General features: G+C 63.9%; 16 protein-coding genes. 13 read left to right on the top strand and 3 right to left on the bottom strand.

Going from position 1 to position 15431, the window contains the following annotated elements:
• Positions 1 to 266 precede the first annotated feature (266 nt).
• Positions 267 to 1226, top strand: a complete 960-nt coding sequence (locus HGO38_RS15575) for a nucleoside hydrolase (protein WP_250956808.1) — start codon at positions 267 to 269, stop codon at positions 1224 to 1226.
• A gap of 154 nt (positions 1227 to 1380) precedes the next feature.
• Positions 1381 to 1890 (top strand): chemotaxis protein CheD, encoded by a 510-nt coding sequence (locus HGO38_RS15570; RefSeq protein WP_250956807.1) that lies wholly within the window; start codon positions 1381 to 1383, stop codon positions 1888 to 1890.
• Here HGO38_RS15570 and HGO38_RS15565 read toward each other — a convergent pair.
• Both HGO38_RS15565 and HGO38_RS15560 read right to left on the bottom strand, forming a co-directional pair.
• Positions 1887 to 2570: a cobalt-precorrin-6A reductase gene (locus HGO38_RS15565; protein ID WP_250956806.1), complete on the bottom strand. Its 684-nt coding sequence runs from the start codon at positions 2568 to 2570 to the stop codon at positions 1887 to 1889. The genes HGO38_RS15570 and HGO38_RS15565 overlap by 4 nt on opposite strands.
• On the bottom strand, positions 2560 to 3696 hold the full coding sequence (locus HGO38_RS15560; protein WP_250956805.1) for a cobalt-precorrin-5B (C(1))-methyltransferase: 1137 nt from the start codon (positions 3694 to 3696) through the stop codon (positions 2560 to 2562). The genes HGO38_RS15565 and HGO38_RS15560 overlap by 11 nt, the downstream gene beginning before the upstream one ends.
• Before the next feature lie 93 nt (positions 3697 to 3789).
• Here HGO38_RS15560 and cobA point away from each other — a divergent pair, with 93 nt between their 5' ends.
• The 5 genes from cobA (at position 3790) to HGO38_RS15535 (ending at position 8475) form a co-directional block, all read left to right on the top strand.
• Complete coding sequence (gene cobA, locus HGO38_RS15555) at positions 3790 to 4632, top strand: uroporphyrinogen-III C-methyltransferase (RefSeq protein WP_250956804.1); 843 nt, start codon at positions 3790 to 3792, stop codon at positions 4630 to 4632.
• A complete protein-coding gene (locus HGO38_RS15550) occupies positions 4629 to 5936 on the top strand; it encodes a cobyrinic acid a,c-diamide synthase CobB (protein ID WP_250956803.1) in 1308 nt (435 codons plus the stop codon). Before cobA ends, HGO38_RS15550 begins: the two co-directional genes overlap by 4 nt.
• Positions 5936 to 6937, top strand: coding sequence for a threonine-phosphate decarboxylase CobD (cobD, locus tag HGO38_RS15545; RefSeq protein WP_250956802.1), 1002 nt, complete (start codon positions 5936 to 5938; stop codon positions 6935 to 6937). The genes HGO38_RS15550 and cobD overlap by 1 nt, the downstream gene beginning before the upstream one ends.
• The gene (cbiB, locus tag HGO38_RS15540; RefSeq protein ID WP_250956801.1) at positions 6934 to 7905 is read left to right on the top strand and encodes an adenosylcobinamide-phosphate synthase CbiB; all 972 of its coding nucleotides are present in this window, start codon (positions 6934 to 6936) and stop codon (positions 7903 to 7905) included. The genes cobD and cbiB overlap by 4 nt, the downstream gene beginning before the upstream one ends.
• 141 nt (positions 7906 to 8046) lie before the next feature.
• A complete protein-coding gene (locus HGO38_RS15535; RefSeq protein ID WP_250956800.1) occupies positions 8047 to 8475 on the top strand; it encodes a L,D-transpeptidase in 429 nt (142 codons plus the stop codon).
• A gap of 45 nt (positions 8476 to 8520) precedes the next feature.
• On the opposite strand, the gene HGO38_RS15530 is transcribed toward HGO38_RS15535, so the two are convergent.
• A complete protein-coding gene (locus tag HGO38_RS15530; RefSeq protein WP_250956799.1) occupies positions 8521 to 9249 on the bottom strand; it encodes a Crp/Fnr family transcriptional regulator in 729 nt (242 codons plus the stop codon).
• A 221-nt stretch (positions 9250 to 9470) separates the two neighbouring features.
• Here HGO38_RS15530 and hemN point away from each other — a divergent pair, with 221 nt between their 5' ends.
• The 6 genes from hemN to HGO38_RS15500 all read left to right on the top strand — a co-directional run bounded on the left by hemN (position 9471) and on the right by HGO38_RS15500 (position 15431).
• Entirely contained in the window at positions 9471 to 10820 is a 1350-nt protein-coding gene (gene hemN / locus HGO38_RS15525) for an oxygen-independent coproporphyrinogen III oxidase (RefSeq protein WP_250956798.1), read from the top strand.
• Positions 10821 to 10927: 107 nt separating this feature from the next.
• Positions 10928 to 11206, top strand: coding sequence for an acyl carrier protein (locus HGO38_RS15520; protein ID WP_168474252.1), 279 nt, complete (start codon positions 10928 to 10930; stop codon positions 11204 to 11206).
• A 24-nt stretch (positions 11207 to 11230) separates the two neighbouring features.
• Positions 11231 to 11704 carry a 3-hydroxyacyl-ACP dehydratase FabZ family protein gene (locus HGO38_RS15515; RefSeq protein ID WP_250956797.1) on the top strand — a complete coding sequence of 158 codons (474 nt, stop codon included), beginning with the start codon at positions 11231 to 11233 and terminating at the stop codon, positions 11702 to 11704.
• Positions 11705 to 11807: 103 nt separating this feature from the next.
• On the top strand, positions 11808 to 13016 hold the full coding sequence (locus tag HGO38_RS15510; protein ID WP_250956796.1) for a beta-ketoacyl-ACP synthase: 1209 nt from the start codon (positions 11808 to 11810) through the stop codon (positions 13014 to 13016).
• A 14-nt stretch (positions 13017 to 13030) separates the two neighbouring features.
• Positions 13031 to 14317: a beta-ketoacyl-ACP synthase gene (locus tag HGO38_RS15505; RefSeq protein ID WP_250956795.1), complete on the top strand. Its 1287-nt coding sequence runs from the start codon at positions 13031 to 13033 to the stop codon at positions 14315 to 14317.
• Positions 14318 to 14402: 85 nt separating this feature from the next.
• Complete coding sequence (locus HGO38_RS15500) at positions 14403 to 15431, top strand: zinc-binding dehydrogenase (RefSeq protein WP_250956794.1); 1029 nt, start codon at positions 14403 to 14405, stop codon at positions 15429 to 15431.

Raw genomic sequence — 15431 nt, 5'->3', positions numbered from 1 at the left:
AATATGGCGCAATACTTGGGATCTTTTGGTTAAAAATTTATGAAAGGTGCGAACATGAGCGATCTCTAGGTTTCTGTCATCAAGACTTGGCAATAGTGCCTTTGCGGCGAAAATGGCTAATCCGCCCCCTGATGCCTCGCGATGCGGCGACGAAAAAATCACTTTGGATCCCTGCGTCTTGAACAGTTGCCCGGCCTCCGCTAAGCGGGACGTCAATGCGGCAGACGTCTTGCCGCTTCTCCTCTTCAGCGATAGGGCGGCGTTTCATGCATAAGGTGATTTTCGATACGGATCCGGGCGTTGACGATGCCATGGCGCTGCTCTTTCTCCACCACCATCCTGAGATCGACCTGATCGGCATCACCACCGTCTTCGGCAATGCCCGGATCGAGACCACGACCCGCAATGCGCTGTTCCTGAAGCGCGAATGGAAGATCGATGCGCCGGTGGCCAAGGGGGCAGGCGAGACCTTCATTCCGCACCGCGTCAGCCATGAGCCGCCGACCTTCATTCATGGCGACGATGGCCTGGGCAATATCGGCGTGCCTGACGTCATCGACCTGCCGCTCGAGCCGCGCCCTGCCCATCGCTTCATCGTCGAAACCGTTCGAGCAAATCCGGGCGAGGTGACGCTGGTCGCTGTCGGCCGCATGACCAATCTCGCCAATGCCCTCAAAGAGGATCCAGAACTCGTCGGCCTGGTCAAGCAGGTCGTCATCATGGGCGGCGCCTTCGACACCAATGGCAATGTCACCCCGGCCGCAGAAGCCAATATCCATGGCGATCCGGAAGCGGCCGACGTGGTGATGACGGCGAGCTGGCCGGTTGTCGTGGTCGGTCTCGACGTCACGCTGCAGACCGTGATGACCAAGCAGGCGCTCGCCGATATCCGCGATGCCGCCGGCAAGCGCGCCGAGCTGTTGTTCGATCTGTCGCAGTTCTACATCAAGTTCTACGAGGGCCGCGTCGCCGACGGCATGGTGGTGCATGACAGCTGCGCCTGCGCCTATGTCGTGGCGCCGCAGCTGTTTGAGACCCGCTCGGGCGCCATCCGCGTCGTCAGCGGTGGTCTGGCCGACGGCCAGACGATCCAGAAGCCGGATGACAAAGGCTTTGGGCCCAGCGACTGGGACAATCTGCCGTCCCAGAAAATCTGCATAGGCATTGACGCGCCGGCCGTCCTGAAGCTGATCCACGACACGATCGTTGCCGTAAAGGAGGATTGATCCGCCTCTCTGCCTGTCCCCGGCCGCATGGCTGTGCCGCACTGCCAGAGCTGCGAAAGCCGGTGCACACTTCATTGTGATTTATAATATTCGAATGAGTAAATTTATCCTTCTGATGTATCGTTGACCTGACAGCGTTGCAAGGTTGGTGAGTATGGCATTCAAAGTGTATGGTGGCACCACAACTCCGGCAAGCGTCAGGCCGGTGCGACGGGTCACGATCGGCCAGGGCCAATATGAGGTGCTGGACGATCCCGATGCGGTGATCACCACCATTCTTGGCTCCTGCGTTGCAGCCTGCATTCGGGACGTCCGTCGCGGCTTCGGCGGCATGAACCATTTCGTGTTGCCGGGCCCGCAACATAAAAGCAAGAGCCCCGGCGATCCGGCGCGCTACGGCGATTATCTCATGGAACTGCTGGTCGATGAGATGTTCAAGCGTGGCTCCAGTCGCAACTGTCTCGAGGCGAAAATATTCGGCGGCGCGAGCCCGCTCAACGCGTTTTCGACTGTCGGGCTTCAGAACGCCGCCTTTGCCCGGGATTTCCTGGCAGAGAAGGGGATTGCCGTCGTCGAGGTCAATGTCGGTGGGCCCTATGGCTGCAAGCTCGACTATTGGCCGGTCTCCGGAAAGACCCGGCATACGCTGCTGACGGGCCTCTAAGGCGCCGGTCTGCCCACTATCACGACATCGATCCCCATCTGCCGGGCAGCCGCGATCTTGCCATGGCCGGCAGCGCCGCCGGAATTGCGGGCGACGAGGCAGGTGATCGAATGGTTCGCAAAGAGCGCTCTTTCCGCGTCCGGGTCGGCCGACGCCTTTCCGAGGATAACGATGGCGTCGCGCAACGGCAGCGCATCGAGCGGCGGATCGATCATGCGGACCACGAACCGGCAATCGGTGCGGCCGGCAAATGCCGCGATATACTGACGTCCGAGCGCCAGAAACACGGTCGCCCCGACAGGCAGGGCTTCGGCGGCGGCGGCCAGGGTGTCGACCTCCACCCAGCGATCGCCCGGTTCGCGGCGCCACACGCTGCGCCTCACGACCTCCAGGGGCACGTTCGCCAGGGCACAGGCAGCCTGCGCATTCTGCGATATGCGCGTTGCGAACGGATGGGTGGCGTCGATGACCCTGGAAATTCCATTGGCGCTGAGATAGGCGGCAAGCCCCTCGACGCCGCCGAACCCGCCGATCCGCACCGCGCCGGCCAGCGGTGCCGGTTCCTTGGTGCGGCCGGCAAGCGAGGTCGTCACCTCTGCGCCGCCTTGCGCGACCAGACGCGCCGCCAGCTCGGCTGCCTCCGCCGTGCCGCCGAGAATGAGGATTTTCTCAATGGGCATGGGCGAGGATCTGTCCCTGGCGATCGGTGACGATGACATCGACCTCGATCGGCGCGCCGCGCAGCGTATCCAGCGCCGTTAAGCGTGCTTTAGTCGCAATTATATGAGCAATATCGAATCTGCTTTGCGAAGCCAGTTCAAGCACTTCCATCGCCGTGTTCGCAGACAGGATACGGTTCTTCAGGGCCACGCCCTCGGCGGTCGGCGGCACCAGTGCCGCCAGAAATTCCATGTCCACCTGGCTGCGGCCGGAATGCAGGTCGAGCGCCCCCTGGGCAAGCTTGGTGAGCTTGGCAAAGCCGCCGGCGATCGTCAGGCGGGGGACCGGGTGCACGCGCAGATATTTGAGCAGCCCGCCGGCAAAGTCGCCCATGTCGAGCAGCGCGCCATCCGGCAGATCATGGAAATCGCGCGCCGCCTTTTCCGATGTCGAGCCGGTGGCCCCCAGCACATGGGTCAGCCCCTCGGCGCGCGCCACATCGATGCCGCGGTGGATCGAATGGATCCAGGCCGAGCAGGAAAACGGATGGACCACGCCGGTTGTGCCGAGCACCGACAGCCCGCCGACAATGCCGAGCCTCGGGTTCCAGGTGTTTTCCGCGATCTTTTGTCCGCCGGGAATGGCGATGGTGATCTCGATATCGGCGGGAACATCGTGTTCCCGACACAGCGCCTTGACCTCGGCCTGCATCATGGCGCGCGGCACCGGGTTGATTGCCGGTTCGCCGACGCCGATCGGCAGGCCGGCCTTGGTGACCGTGCCGACGCCATCGCCGGCGACAAAGCGGATGCCGTCGCCGGCTGCAAGCGGCCGCACCGTGGCAATCACCGTGGCGCCATGGGTGACATCGGGATCGTCGCCGGCATCCTTGACGATGCCGGCCGAGGCAAAGCCGTCGCCAAGCGTCTCGATGGCCAGGGCAAAGGCGGGCTCCTCGCCGCGCGGCAGGCGGATCGTCACGGGGTCGGGGAATTGGCCTGTTATCAGCGCCGTCAGCGCCGCCTTGGTGGCGGCCGTGGCGCAGGCGCCGGTGGTCCAGCCGCGCCTCAGCGCACCCTCCGGCCGGCGGGCGCCCGCAGGTGTCGAAAATGTCGGATCTGGAGGCGCGCTGGCGGGATCACTCATGGCTTCCTTATAGGCGAGCCGGGGCGCCTTCGAAAGCGGCAGAAACAGCCTTTGCGGATTGCATTTTCAAAAGGGCGGGCATAGAGCAGGACCATGACTGACACTCCCTTTTCGCATCTTCCGTCGATGGTGCCCGGCCATGTCTGGCTGGCCGGCGCCGGTCCGGGCGATCCAGGCCTTCTGACGCTGCTGGCGGCCAAGGCTCTGGGCGAGGCGGATGTCATCGTCCATGATGCGCTGGTCAACGACGATTGCCTGAAAATGGCCCGCAGCGGCGCGCTGCTCGAATATGCCGGCAAACGCGGTGGCAAGCCGTCTGCCAAGCAGCGCGATATCTCGCTGCGCCTGGTGGAACTCGCCAAGGCCGGCCATCGCGTGCTGCGGCTGAAGGGCGGCGATCCCTTCGTGTTCGGACGCGGCGGCGAGGAGGCCCTGACGCTGATCGAACACGGCGTGCCATTCCGCATCGTGCCGGGCATTACGGCGGGGATCGGCGGACTGGCCTATGCCGGCATTCCGGTCACCCATCGCGAGATCAACCATACGGTCACCTTTCTGACCGGCCATGATTCGTCCGGTCTGGTGCCCGACCGGATCGACTGGCCATCGATCGCCAAGGGATCGCCGGTGATCGTGATGTATATGGCGATGAAGCATATCGGCCGCATCAGCGCCAATCTGATCGCCGCCGGCCGTTCCAGCGACGAACCTCTGGCCTTCGTCTGCGATGCCGCCACATCCGATCAAAGGGTGCTGGAGACGACGCTGGGCGAGGCCGAAAACGCCATGGTGCAGGCCGGCATCGAACCGCCGGCCATTGTCGTGATCGGCGAAGTGGTGCGGCTCAGGCCGTCGCTCGACTGGCTGGGCGCTCTGTCCGGCCGGCAATTGCAGCCCGACCCGTTCGCCGGTCGTGGCCGGAAGGAAAGCGCATGAGCGGCCTGTTGATAGCGGCACCGTCGTCCGCCGCGGGCAAGACCACGGTCACGCTCGGCCTGTTGCGGGCGCTGAAGACAAAAGGGTTCGCCATTGCGCCGGGCAAGGCCGGGCCGGATTATATCGACCCGGCCTTTCATGCCGCGGCAAGCGGCGAGGTCTGTCTCAATTTCGACCCCTGGGGCATGCGGCCGGAACTGCTGCTGGCCAATGCCGCCCTGCATATGTCCGGCGGCAAGGTGCTGGTCATCGAGGCGATGATGGGCCTGTTCGATGGTGCTGCCGACGGCACGGGCTCTGCCGCCGATCTTGCCACCATCCTCGGCCTCTCCGTCGTGCTGGTGGTTGATTGCGCCCGGGCCTCCCATTCGATCGCCGCTCTGGTCAGCGGCTTTGCCAATTTCCGCGTCGACACCCGTATCGTTGGCGTCATCCTCAACCGGGTCGGCAGCGACCGCCACGAGGCCATGCTGCGCGGCGCCCTTGCCGGCATCCGCATGCCGGTCTTTGCCGTGATCCGCGCCGACAAGTCACTGAGCCTGCCGGAGCGCCATCTGGGCCTGGTGCAGGCGGGGGAACATGCCGAACTCGATGCCTTCATCGACCGCGCGGCCGAGATTGTCGCGGCCGATTGCGACCTGGATGCGCTGATGCGCACCGCCCGCCATATTCCCGCCCGCGCATCGGACGCCAATATCGATCGCCTGCCGCCGCTCGGCCAGAAGATCGCCGTGGCGCGGGACCTGGCCTTTGCCTTTTCCTATGAGCATATGCTGCTCGGCTGGCGCCGCCGCGGCGCGGAAATCTCGTTCTTCTCGCCGCTTGCCGACGAGGCCCCGGCGGCAGACGCCGATGCCGTCTATCTGCCGGGTGGCTATCCCGAACTGCATGCCGAGACGATTTCCGCAGCCGCCAATTTCCGCCACGGCATGGTGGCGGCCCGCGACCGCGGCGCCCGGATGTTCGGCGAGTGCGGCGGATACATGGTGATGGGCGACAGCCTGGTCGACGCCAAGGGCCGGGCCCATGCGATGCTCGGCCTGCTGCCGCTCACCACCAGTTTCGAGACGCGCCGCCGCCAGCTTGGCTATCGCCGGCTGAAACCGGTAGACGGCTCGTTCTTCGCAAGCCCGATCAACGGCCACGAGTTCCACTACGCCACCATCGTCTCGGAAGGGGCGGGAGACCGGCTGTTTAAGGTCGAGGATGCGCTGGGGACGTCGCTTGGATCGTTCGGCCTCAGGCACGGCAATGTGGCGGGCTCCTTCATGCACCTGATCGACCTTGCCGCGAGTGCCGGCTGATGAGCGGCGCGATCGTCCATGGCGGCGGTATCGCTCAGGCGGCAAAGCTTTATGGCGGGCGGCCGGAAGACTGGCTCGACCTGTCGACCGGCATCAATCCCTGTCCGCCTGCGCTGCCGGACATCCCGGCCCGCGCCTGGCACCGTCTGCCGGACCGCGAGTTGGAAGAGGCGGCGCGTGAGGCGGCGAGGGGCTTCTACCGCTCAGGCGCACGCCTGCCGCTGCCGGTGCCCGGCACGCAATCGGCGATCCAGCTGCTGCCGCGCCTCACCGATCCGGCCAAACGCGTCGCCATCGTCGCGCCGACCTATGGCGAATACGCCAGGGCCTTTCAGCTCGCGGGCCTTGCCGTCGATGCGGTGACATCGCTGGACGACATCGACGCCCGGCATGGCCTGGCCGTCGTCGTCAATCCCAACAATCCGACCGGGCGCAGCTTTTCTGACCTGGAATTGGCGGCCCTGGCGGCGCGGTTGCACTCGAGCGGCGGCTGGCTCGTCGTCGACGAGGCTTTCGGCGACATGGAGAGCTTGGCCAGCATGGCCGGCCGGACCGATTCCAATCTCATTGTCCTGCGCTCCTTCGGCAAGTTTTTCGGCATGGCCGGCGTAAGGCTCGGTTTCGTCATTGCCGACGACAGTGTCACGACCCGCTTTGCCGATTGGCTGGGGCCATGGGCCGTGTCAGGGCCGGCACTGTCTGTTGCCACCGCGTTGTTTGCACAGGATCGTCAGACGATCCACGCCGGGATCACCGAGCGTTTTGCAGCCCTTCAGCGAATCCTGGGCGGAGCGGGGCTGCAGATGATCGGCGGGGCAGGGTTGTTCGCTCTGGTCGAGGAACCGGACGCCACCGCGCTCCATGCCCATCTCTGCAAAGCCCATATCCTGACGCGCCGCTTCGACTATGCGCCGACCTGGCTGCGTTTCGGTCTGGCGCCGGATGACAAGGCCGATGCGCGGCTGGCCGCGGCCCTTGAATCCTGGCAGCGCCGGCCATGATGCAATTCCTGACGCTCCTGGTGGCTCTGCTGCTCGACCGGCTTGTCGGCGATCCGCCCTGGCTGTGGCAGCGCCTGCCGCATCCGGTCGTGCTGTTCGGCGCGGCCATTTCCGCCTGCGACCGAGGACTGAACCGGGCACACTGGTCGCCGCGACGCCGGCGGCTCGGCGGCGTGCTGACCATCGTCATTCTTCTGGCTTTGTCATTGGCCCTCGGCGTGTTCCTGCATCGTCTATTCGGCCATCTCGGCCCGCTCGGTTTTGTCCTGGAGATCATCATCACCGCAATCTTCCTGGCTCAAAAGAGCCTGACGGATCATGTCTCGGCGGTGGCCGTGGGCTTGCGCGACGGCGGCATTGCCGGCGGGCGCAAGGCGGTGTCGCTGATCGTCGGCCGCGACCCGGAGACGCTCGACGAGCCCGGCGTCTGCCGCGCGGCCATTGAAAGCCTGGCCGAAAACTTTGCCGATGGCGTCGTCGCACCGGCGCTCTGGTACGCCGCGCTCGGCCTGCCGGGCATCCTCGCCTACAAGATGCTCAACACCGCCGATTCGATGATCGGCCACAAGTCGGACAAATATCTCGATTTCGGCTGGGCCTCGGCGCGGCTCGACGATCTGGCCAATTGGCCGGCAGCCCGCCTGTCGGCGCTGTTGATCGCGGCCGGGGCCTTGTGGCATAGCGGGCGCCGTGCGGCGGGTCGGTCGCTCTCTTTGGCGCTGCGCGATCACGGCCTGCATCGTTCGCCCAATTCCGGCTGGCCGGAAGCGGCCATGGCCGGCGCTCTCGACATCGGCCTCGCCGGTCCGAGGGTCTATGCCGGCCAGCCGGTCAGCGAGCCGATGATGAACGGCGCGGGTCGGCGCGATCTGGGGTCTGCGGATATCGACGCCGCGGTTGCGGTTCTGCAGGCCGCCTGGCTCTCCTTGTGGCTTGCCGTGGGCGCTGCGCTGATCGTCGCGCTGTAGAAATTCCCCTGTCGTCTCGGAATTTTACCATTTGCGTTAGCGATAACGAATAAATGGCAAGTCGAGCCATGTACATTTTCAAATGACTATTGTTCTCTACTGAAGGGAACCGGATATCGATCAATCCGGATGGGGGGAGCAATGAAGAAAATTTTGATTGTGTTGGCTGCAATTCTGTTCAGCCAGTGTCTTCCGGTCGTCGCTGAGGGTGCCAACCTTGTGGCACGCATCAGTCTGCAAGATCAGACCATGACGGTCACCGAAAACGGCTTCGTCAAGTATCGCTGGAAAGTGTCGACCGGGCGTAAGGGATATATTACTCCGACCGGCAGCTACAGTGCCAAATGGGCCTCGAAGAACCATCGCTCGCGCAAGTATGATAACGCGCCGATGCCGTTCGCGATCTTTTTCAAGGGTGGCTATGCCGTGCATGCCACCTATGAAACCAAGCGGCTCGGCCAGCCGGCCTCCCATGGCTGCGTGCGCCTGCATCCAGACGATGCGGCCCGGTTCTTCTCGATGGCGACCCGCACAGGTCTCGGCAACACGAAGATCGTCATCACCCGCTGAGGCGGGTGTTGACGATTTCGATACAGGGCTGGACGTGGAATGAACTCAGTCGATGCCGGCGGCGTTGCGCAGGCGGCGCGGGTCCGGCACGATGACATGCCGGTTGTTCTCGATGACGATGATGCCTTCCTTGCGCAGCTTGGTCATCTGGCGGCTGACGGTTTCGATCGTCAGTCCGAGGAAGTCGGCGATATCGGCGCGCGACAGCGGCAGGTCGAAGGTCGTGCTGGTGGCCTTCATCGGGTCGATATGGGTGGCGATCAGATAGAGAAAGCTGGCGACCTTCTCCTGCGCCGTCTTGCGGCCTAGCGTCAGCATCCAGTCGCGGGCCTCGTCGAGTTCTTTTAGCGACTGGCTATGCAGCTTGCGCTCGAAATCGGGAACTTCGGTGACCATCCGGTCGATCAGGGCGCGCGGAAAGGCGCAGATTTCCGCGTCGGTCGCCGCCTCCGCCGTCAGGCTGCTTTCCTCGATAAACGGCCGGCCCATGAAATCGGGGGCAAACTGCAGCCCGACGATCTGCTGGCGTCCGTCGGCCATCATCTTCGACAGCTTGACCACGCCTCCCAGGATATTGCTGTAGGACGACACCTGCTCGCCCTGGCCGATCACCTCGCTGCCGGCCTCCACCTTGCGGCGGGTCGAATGCTTGTTCAGCTCGACCAGCTGCGCTGCCGTCAAGGAACCGCACACACCGCCATGGCGCGCCTCGCAGGCACGGCAAACCTGGGGGGCTTCGATATCGGCATAAGGCTTCGAATTCTGCGTGTCCATATCCGCTCCCGGTTCGGCAAAATGGCCGAAGCATGATGTGAGGCTCTTTGACACGAATGTATCCAGAGCTCCGCCCGAAAGAGACCGGACGAAGATCATGCGGATTAGTTTAATTCAATGTCCGCTTGTAGCAGGAAATTGATCGAAGTCAAAGGCCGGAAGGCCTGTCGGCGTTATCAGCTAGTCAAATGATGTTCGCCTCGCAAGGGTCCGGAGGAAAAATGAACAACGCTTTGTTAGCCAAATATTCCAGCGCCGTACCGCGTTACACAAGCTATCCGACAGCGCCACATTTTCATGAGGCGATCGGGTGCGGCATTTATGCGCAGTGGTTGCAGGAACTGCATTCCGGCAACGACATGTCGCTCTACATCCATATTCCCTATTGCGATCGGCTGTGCTGGTTCTGCGCCTGCCATACCAAGCACACGCTGAAATATGAGCCCATCACCGCCTATCTCGCGGCCCTGAAGCTGGAAATCGAAAAGATCGGCTCCCTGGTCAGCCGTGAGGTGCGCGTCAGCGCCGTGCATTTCGGCGGCGGTTCGCCGACCATGCTGCGGCCGGACGACATGATCGCGCTGATGGCGGACCTGCGGTCAGCCTTCACCTTCCGTGACGATGTCGAGATCAGCGTCGAGATGGATCCGAACGATCTGGACGAGCCGCGCTACGATGCGCTGGCGGCAATCGGCATGACGCGGGCAAGTCTCGGCGTGCAGGATTTCGATCCGCTCGTGCAGAAAACCATCAACCGCATCCAGACCTTCGAGCAGACCCGCGCCGTCGTCGAGGCCGTACGGGCGAGGGGCGTGCATTCCGTCAACTGCGACATTCTCTATGGCCTGCCGCACCAGACGCTGGAGACGCTGACCAGCACGGTCCGCGATATCGTTTCGCTCTCTCCGGATCGAATCGCCCTGTTCGGTTATGCCCATGTTCCGTGGATGAAGAAGCACCAGACCATGATCCCGGAGGATGTCCTGCCCGGCATCGAGCAGCGGTTCCAGCAGATGACCCGTGCCGCGGAGCTTCTGGTGGCCGCCGGTTACGAGCCGATCGGTATCGACCATTTCGCAAAACCGGACGACACCCTGGCGATCGCCGCCAGAGAGGGCCGCCTGCGTCGCAATTTTCAAGGCTACACGGACGACGCCGCCGACGCGCTGATCGGGCTTGGCGCCTCCTCCATCGGGCAATTGCCGCAGGGTTACGTGCAGAACATGCCGGCCACCGGCGAATATCAGCGGCTGGCGACGGACCAGGGCCTGACCGTGGTGCGCGGCATCGCTCTGTCGGACGACGACCGCATGCGCGCTTGGGTCATCGAGCGGATCATGTGCGACTTCGAAGTCTCCTTTGCCGAAATCCGCACCCTGTTTCCGGCCCTTGCCGAAGACATCATTGCAGAGGTCCGGCGGTTTGCGGCTGGCAACCAGGACGGTATCTGTCTGATCGAAGCCGATCAGCTCCGGTTGACCGACCTCGGCAAGCCATTTGCGCGCAGCATTGCTGCGGTCTTCGACAGCTATCTGTCGAACGGCAAGGGGCGCCATTCGATTGCTGTTTAGGCAACACTGATCTGCCATTTTGTTCCACGGCGCAAACTGGCCATTGGCTTTTGGCATCGTTTTGCCTATGTGGGACGCTGAAGTGGATTTTTACGAGGATAATTGGCGTGACTGCTACATTTGACAAAGTTGCCGACATTATCGCTGAGACCAGCGAAATCGACCGCGAGACCATTACGCCGGAAAGCCATACGATCGACGACCTCGGTATCGACAGCCTCGACTTTCTCGATATCGTCTTTGCCATCGACAAGGAATTCGGCATCAAGATCCCGCTGGAACAGTGGACCCAGGAAGTCAACGAAGGCAAGGTCTCGACCGAAGCGTATTTCGTGTTGAAGAATCTCTGCGCCAAGATTGACGAACTCAGGGCGGCCAAGGGCTGACAAGCCCGGCGACCGGAGGTCCCCATGCTGCTGGAATATTTCCAGATGATCGACAAGGTGGAGGCGGTCAGCCTTCGCGATGGCAAGCTCAAGGCGCGCTCGGTCGTGCCTGAGAAAAGCCCCGTCTTCGAGGGCCATTTCCCAGGCATGCCGCTCGTGCCGGGCGTGTTGCTGATCGAGACCATGGCCCAGGCCTCGGGCATGCTCGTGCTGGCCGTGACCGATTTCGCCGCCATGCCCTTCCTGATGTCGGTCGACGGCGCCAAGATGCGCACTTTTGTCGAACCGGGTGCCGTGCTGGACATCGAGGCCGATCTTGAGCATGACGGCTCCGGTTTTGCCGTGACCAAGGCGCGCATCACCTCGGGCGGCAAGAAGATCTGCGATTGCCAGCTCAAGCTGCGCACCATGCCTTTCAATGAAATTCCGCTGGCCGATATCGTGCGCAAACGCGCCGAAGAGGTCGGCCTGATGGACGCCATCGCCGCGAATTCCTAAAGCGACGTCTGCCGGGCGGCCTTCGGGCGCCCAGAAGGAGCGGCCGTCCCCGCCGACCAGGTGTCGACCAGGGACCGCCGGGCTCCGGACAAGAGGATATGAAATGGACAAGACGCCGAACGATGTGGTGATCACCGGCATAGGCATCGTCACCTGCCATGGCACCGGCAAGGATCCGCATGTCGCGCTGCTCAGCGCGCCGACGGCGCCTCGCCCGCCGATCGAAGCGGAGGCCTTCAAGCCCTATCCGATCCATCCGCTGCCGGAGATCGACTGGTCGCAGCAGATCGCCAAGCGCGGCGACCAGCGGCAGATGGAGAACTGGCAGCGGCTCGGCGTCTACACCGCCGGCCTGGCGCTGGACGATGCCGGGCTCAAGGACGACCTGGAAGCCTGTGGCACCATGGACATGATCGTCGCCGCCGGTGGCGGCGAGCGCGACGTCAATGTCGATACGCTGATCGTCGACGAGGGCCTGAAGCGCAACGACCGCGACATGCTGCTCAACGAGAAGCTGACGACCGAACTGCGGCCGACGCTGTTTCTCGCGCAATTGTCCAATCTGATGGCCGGCAATATTTCCATCGTCCACAAGGTGACCGGCTCGTCGCGCACCTTCATGGGCGAGGAATCGGCCGGTATATCCGCGATCGAGACCGCCTTTGCCCGCATCAAGGCCGGCCAGTCGACCCACACCTTGGTCGGCGGCGCCTTTGTCGCGGCGCGTGCCGATATCTTCCTGCTGGTCGAGGGCATCAATGCCCATGCCACAGGAGACTGGCAGCCTTTGTGGTCGCGTGCCGAGGGTGGCGAAGGCGGCGGCATGGTGCTCGGCACGGTCGGCGCCTTCCTCGTGCTGGAATCGCGCGCCCATGCCGAGGCCCGTGGTGCGCATATCTATGCAGCGATCGACGCGATCGAAGGGGACCGCGGCAGCCGCGATCCGGGCAAGCTGGAAGACCGGCTGGCTCGACTGTCAGCGGACATGGGCAAGCCCGTGTCGGGCGATACGGTCGTGTTTTCCGGGGCCAGCGGCCTGCATGACCTGTCGGCCCGCGAGAATTTGGCGCTGCAGGCAGCCTTTCCGGCTGCGCCCTTGCGCGCCTATGGCGGCATGACCGGCCACGCGCTGGAGGCGCAGTTCCCGCTCGGCCTGGCGCTGGCAGCGCTCGCCATCGACACCTGTGCCAAGGTGCCGCCCTTCGACCCAGCCCATGAAACAGCCATGACCCACGGCGCGCGGCATGCCGTCGTGACGACGGTCGGCTATACCCGCGGCGAAGGCATGGCCATGCTTTCGGCCGAGGCGTAAGGAGAGTTGCCATCATGACGCAGTCCCGTTTCAAGGATCATCTCGGACGCCCGCTCGTTGCCGTCACGGGCATGGGGGTCATCACATCGCTGGGCCAGGGGCTTGAGGACAATTGGTCGGCGCTGACCGGTGGCGTGTCGGGCATCCATGCCATCAACCGTTTTCCGACCGAGGGGCTTTCGACGCGGATCAGCGGCACGGTCGATTTCATCGACCTGCCCGCCGCCAACGCCGTCGAGCGCTCCTATGCCATGGCGCGAGAAACCACCATCGAAGCGCTGGCCGCCGCCGGCCTGTCGGGCGATTTCGCCGGACCGCTGTTCCTGGCCGCCCCGCCGGTCGAGCCGGAATGGGCGGATCGTTTCGCGCTTTCCGACCGTGCCCCGCCGCCAAGCCATCCGGGCGACGCCTACGAGCGCTTCCTGACGGCGATGCGCGAGCGGCCCGATCCGGTATTCCTCGAGGCGGTGCAGTTCGGCTCGATCTCCGAGCGGCTTGCCGACCGTTTCGGCACGCGCGGCCTGCCGGTGACCCTGTCGACCGCCTGTGCCTCAGGCGCCACAGCCATCCAGCTCGGCGTCGAGGCAATCCGCCAGGGTCGCACGGAACGCGCCCTGACGGTTGCTACCGACGGCTCGGTCAGCGCCGAGGCGCTGATCCGCTTCGCCTTGCTGTCGGCGCTGTCGACCCAGAACGATCCGCCGGAGCGCGCCTCAAAACCCTTCAGCAAGGATCGCGACGGCTTCGTGATTGCCGAAGGGGCCGCGACCCTGGTGCTGGAGACGCTCGAATCGGCCGTGTCGCGCGGCGCAAAAGTGCTCGGCATCATGCGCGGCTGCGGCGAAAAGGCCGATCATTTTCATCGCACCCGCTCCTCGCCGGACGGCGGCCCGGCGATCGCCACGATCCGCGCCGCTCTGGACGATGCCGGCCTGTCGGAAGAGGGCATCGGCTATGTCAACGCCCATGGTACGTCGACGCCGGAAAACGACAAGATGGAGTATGGCGCCATGCTGGCGGTGTTCGGCGAGGCACTGAAGGATATCCCGGTCTCGTCGAACAAGTCGATGATCGGCCACACCCTGACGGCGGCGGGCGCCGTCGAGGCGGTGTTCTCGCTGCAGACCATGCTGACCGGCACGGTGCCGCCGACCATCAATTACAACAATCCCGACCCGACCATGGTGCTGGATGTCGTGCCGAACGTGAAGCGGGATCAGAGCGTGTCTGCCGTCCTGTCGAACTCCTTCGGCTTCGGCGGCCAGAACGCCAGCCTTGTCATGACGCGTGAACCGGCTTAATCGGCTCACGCGCGTGAACCGGCTTAATCGGCTCCGCAACGACGTATAGGTACGACATAACGCCCTTGGGCGAAGGATGGAATTCATGCGCGCTTTGCAGCTTATCGATGACCGCAAGCTTGAGATCACCGATCTGCCGGAACCGGACGCTCCGGGCCCAGGCGAGGTGACGCTGCGCGTCAAGGCCGTGGCCCTCAACCATATCGACGTCTGGGGCTGGCGCGGCATGGCCTTTGCCAAGCGCAAGATGCCGCTGGTGATCGGCGCGGAAGCCTCCGGCGTGGTCGAGGCGATCGGGCCGGGCGTCGGCAGCATCCTGCCGGGCCAGTTGGCCGCCATCTACGGCGCGCGCACCTGCGGCCTGTGCAAGCCCTGCCGCGAGAAGCGCGACAATCTGTGCGAGAACGTCTCCGGCGTGCATGGTTTCCACCTCGACGGTTTCGCGCAGGAGAAGATCAACATTCCGGCCCGCCTGCTGGTCCCGGCCCCTCCCGGCGTCGATGCCGTGGCCGCAGCGCTTGCGCCCGTCACTTTCGGCACCGTCGAGCACATGCTGTTCGACAATGCCAAGCTCGAGCCCGGCGAAACCATCCTGATCCATGCCGGCGGCTCGGGCATCGGCTCGGCCGCCATCCAGCTCGCCAAGAAGATCGGCTGCACGGTGATCACCACCGTCGGCTCCGATGACAAGATCGAACGGGCCAAGGCGCTGGGCGCCGATCACGTCATCAATTACCGGGTCGACCGGTTCGAAGGCGTGGTGCGCAAGCTGACCAAGAAGAAGGGCGTCGACGTTGTCTTCGAACATGTCGGCAAGGATACGTTTGCTGCCTCGATGTTCTGCCTCAAGCGCGGCGGACGGCTGGTCACCTGCGGTTCGACCTCCGGCGTCTCGACCGATGTCAACCTGATGATGCTGTTCCAGCAGCAGCTCAAACTGCTCGGCTCGTTCGGCTGCCGCATGGAAAACATGGCCAATGCCATGCAGAAGATGGCCCGTGGCCTGGTGCATCCGGTCATCGACACGCAGATCCGCCTCGAAGAGATCGACCAGGCTCTGCTGCGCATGGAATCCCGCGAGGTCTTCGGGAAAATCGTCCTGCGGATGGATTGA

This window comes from Rhizobium sp. CG5, from assembly GCF_023701945.1.
Lineage (GTDB): Bacteria > Pseudomonadota > Alphaproteobacteria > Rhizobiales > Rhizobiaceae > Allorhizobium.
The sequence above is the reverse complement of the archived record's forward strand: the minus strand, read 5'-3'. Positions and strand labels throughout refer to the sequence as shown.

What these genes read in the sequence shown, in the direction of transcription:
- HGO38_RS15570 (WP_250956807.1), top strand. Translation starts at nt 1,381, where the DNA reads ATGGCATTCAAAGTGTATGGTGGCACCACAACTCCGGCAAGCGTCAGG.
- HGO38_RS15530 (WP_250956799.1), bottom strand. Translation starts at nt 9,249, where the DNA reads ATGGACACGCAGAATTCGAAGCCTTATGCCGATATCGAAGCCCCCCAG.
- HGO38_RS15500 (WP_250956794.1), top strand. Translation starts at nt 14,403, where the DNA reads ATGCGCGCTTTGCAGCTTATCGATGACCGCAAGCTTGAGATCACCGAT.
- HGO38_RS15575 (WP_250956808.1), top strand. Translation starts at nt 267, where the DNA reads ATGCATAAGGTGATTTTCGATACGGATCCGGGCGTTGACGATGCCATG.
- HGO38_RS15510 (WP_250956796.1), top strand. Translation starts at nt 11,808, where the DNA reads ATGGACAAGACGCCGAACGATGTGGTGATCACCGGCATAGGCATCGTC.
- cobA (WP_250956804.1), top strand. Translation starts at nt 3,790, where the DNA reads ATGACTGACACTCCCTTTTCGCATCTTCCGTCGATGGTGCCCGGCCAT.
- HGO38_RS15565 (WP_250956806.1), bottom strand. Translation starts at nt 2,570, where the DNA reads ATGCCCATTGAGAAAATCCTCATTCTCGGCGGCACGGCGGAGGCAGCC.
- HGO38_RS15505 (WP_250956795.1), top strand. Translation starts at nt 13,031, where the DNA reads ATGACGCAGTCCCGTTTCAAGGATCATCTCGGACGCCCGCTCGTTGCC.
- HGO38_RS15535 (WP_250956800.1), top strand. Translation starts at nt 8,047, where the DNA reads ATGAAGAAAATTTTGATTGTGTTGGCTGCAATTCTGTTCAGCCAGTGT.
- HGO38_RS15560 (WP_250956805.1), bottom strand. Translation starts at nt 3,696, where the DNA reads ATGAGTGATCCCGCCAGCGCGCCTCCAGATCCGACATTTTCGACACCT.
- cbiB (WP_250956801.1), top strand. Translation starts at nt 6,934, where the DNA reads ATGATGCAATTCCTGACGCTCCTGGTGGCTCTGCTGCTCGACCGGCTT.
- HGO38_RS15515 (WP_250956797.1), top strand. Translation starts at nt 11,231, where the DNA reads ATGCTGCTGGAATATTTCCAGATGATCGACAAGGTGGAGGCGGTCAGC.
- cobD (WP_250956802.1), top strand. Translation starts at nt 5,936, where the DNA reads ATGAGCGGCGCGATCGTCCATGGCGGCGGTATCGCTCAGGCGGCAAAG.
- hemN (WP_250956798.1), top strand. Translation starts at nt 9,471, where the DNA reads ATGAACAACGCTTTGTTAGCCAAATATTCCAGCGCCGTACCGCGTTAC.
- HGO38_RS15550 (WP_250956803.1), top strand. Translation starts at nt 4,629, where the DNA reads ATGAGCGGCCTGTTGATAGCGGCACCGTCGTCCGCCGCGGGCAAGACC.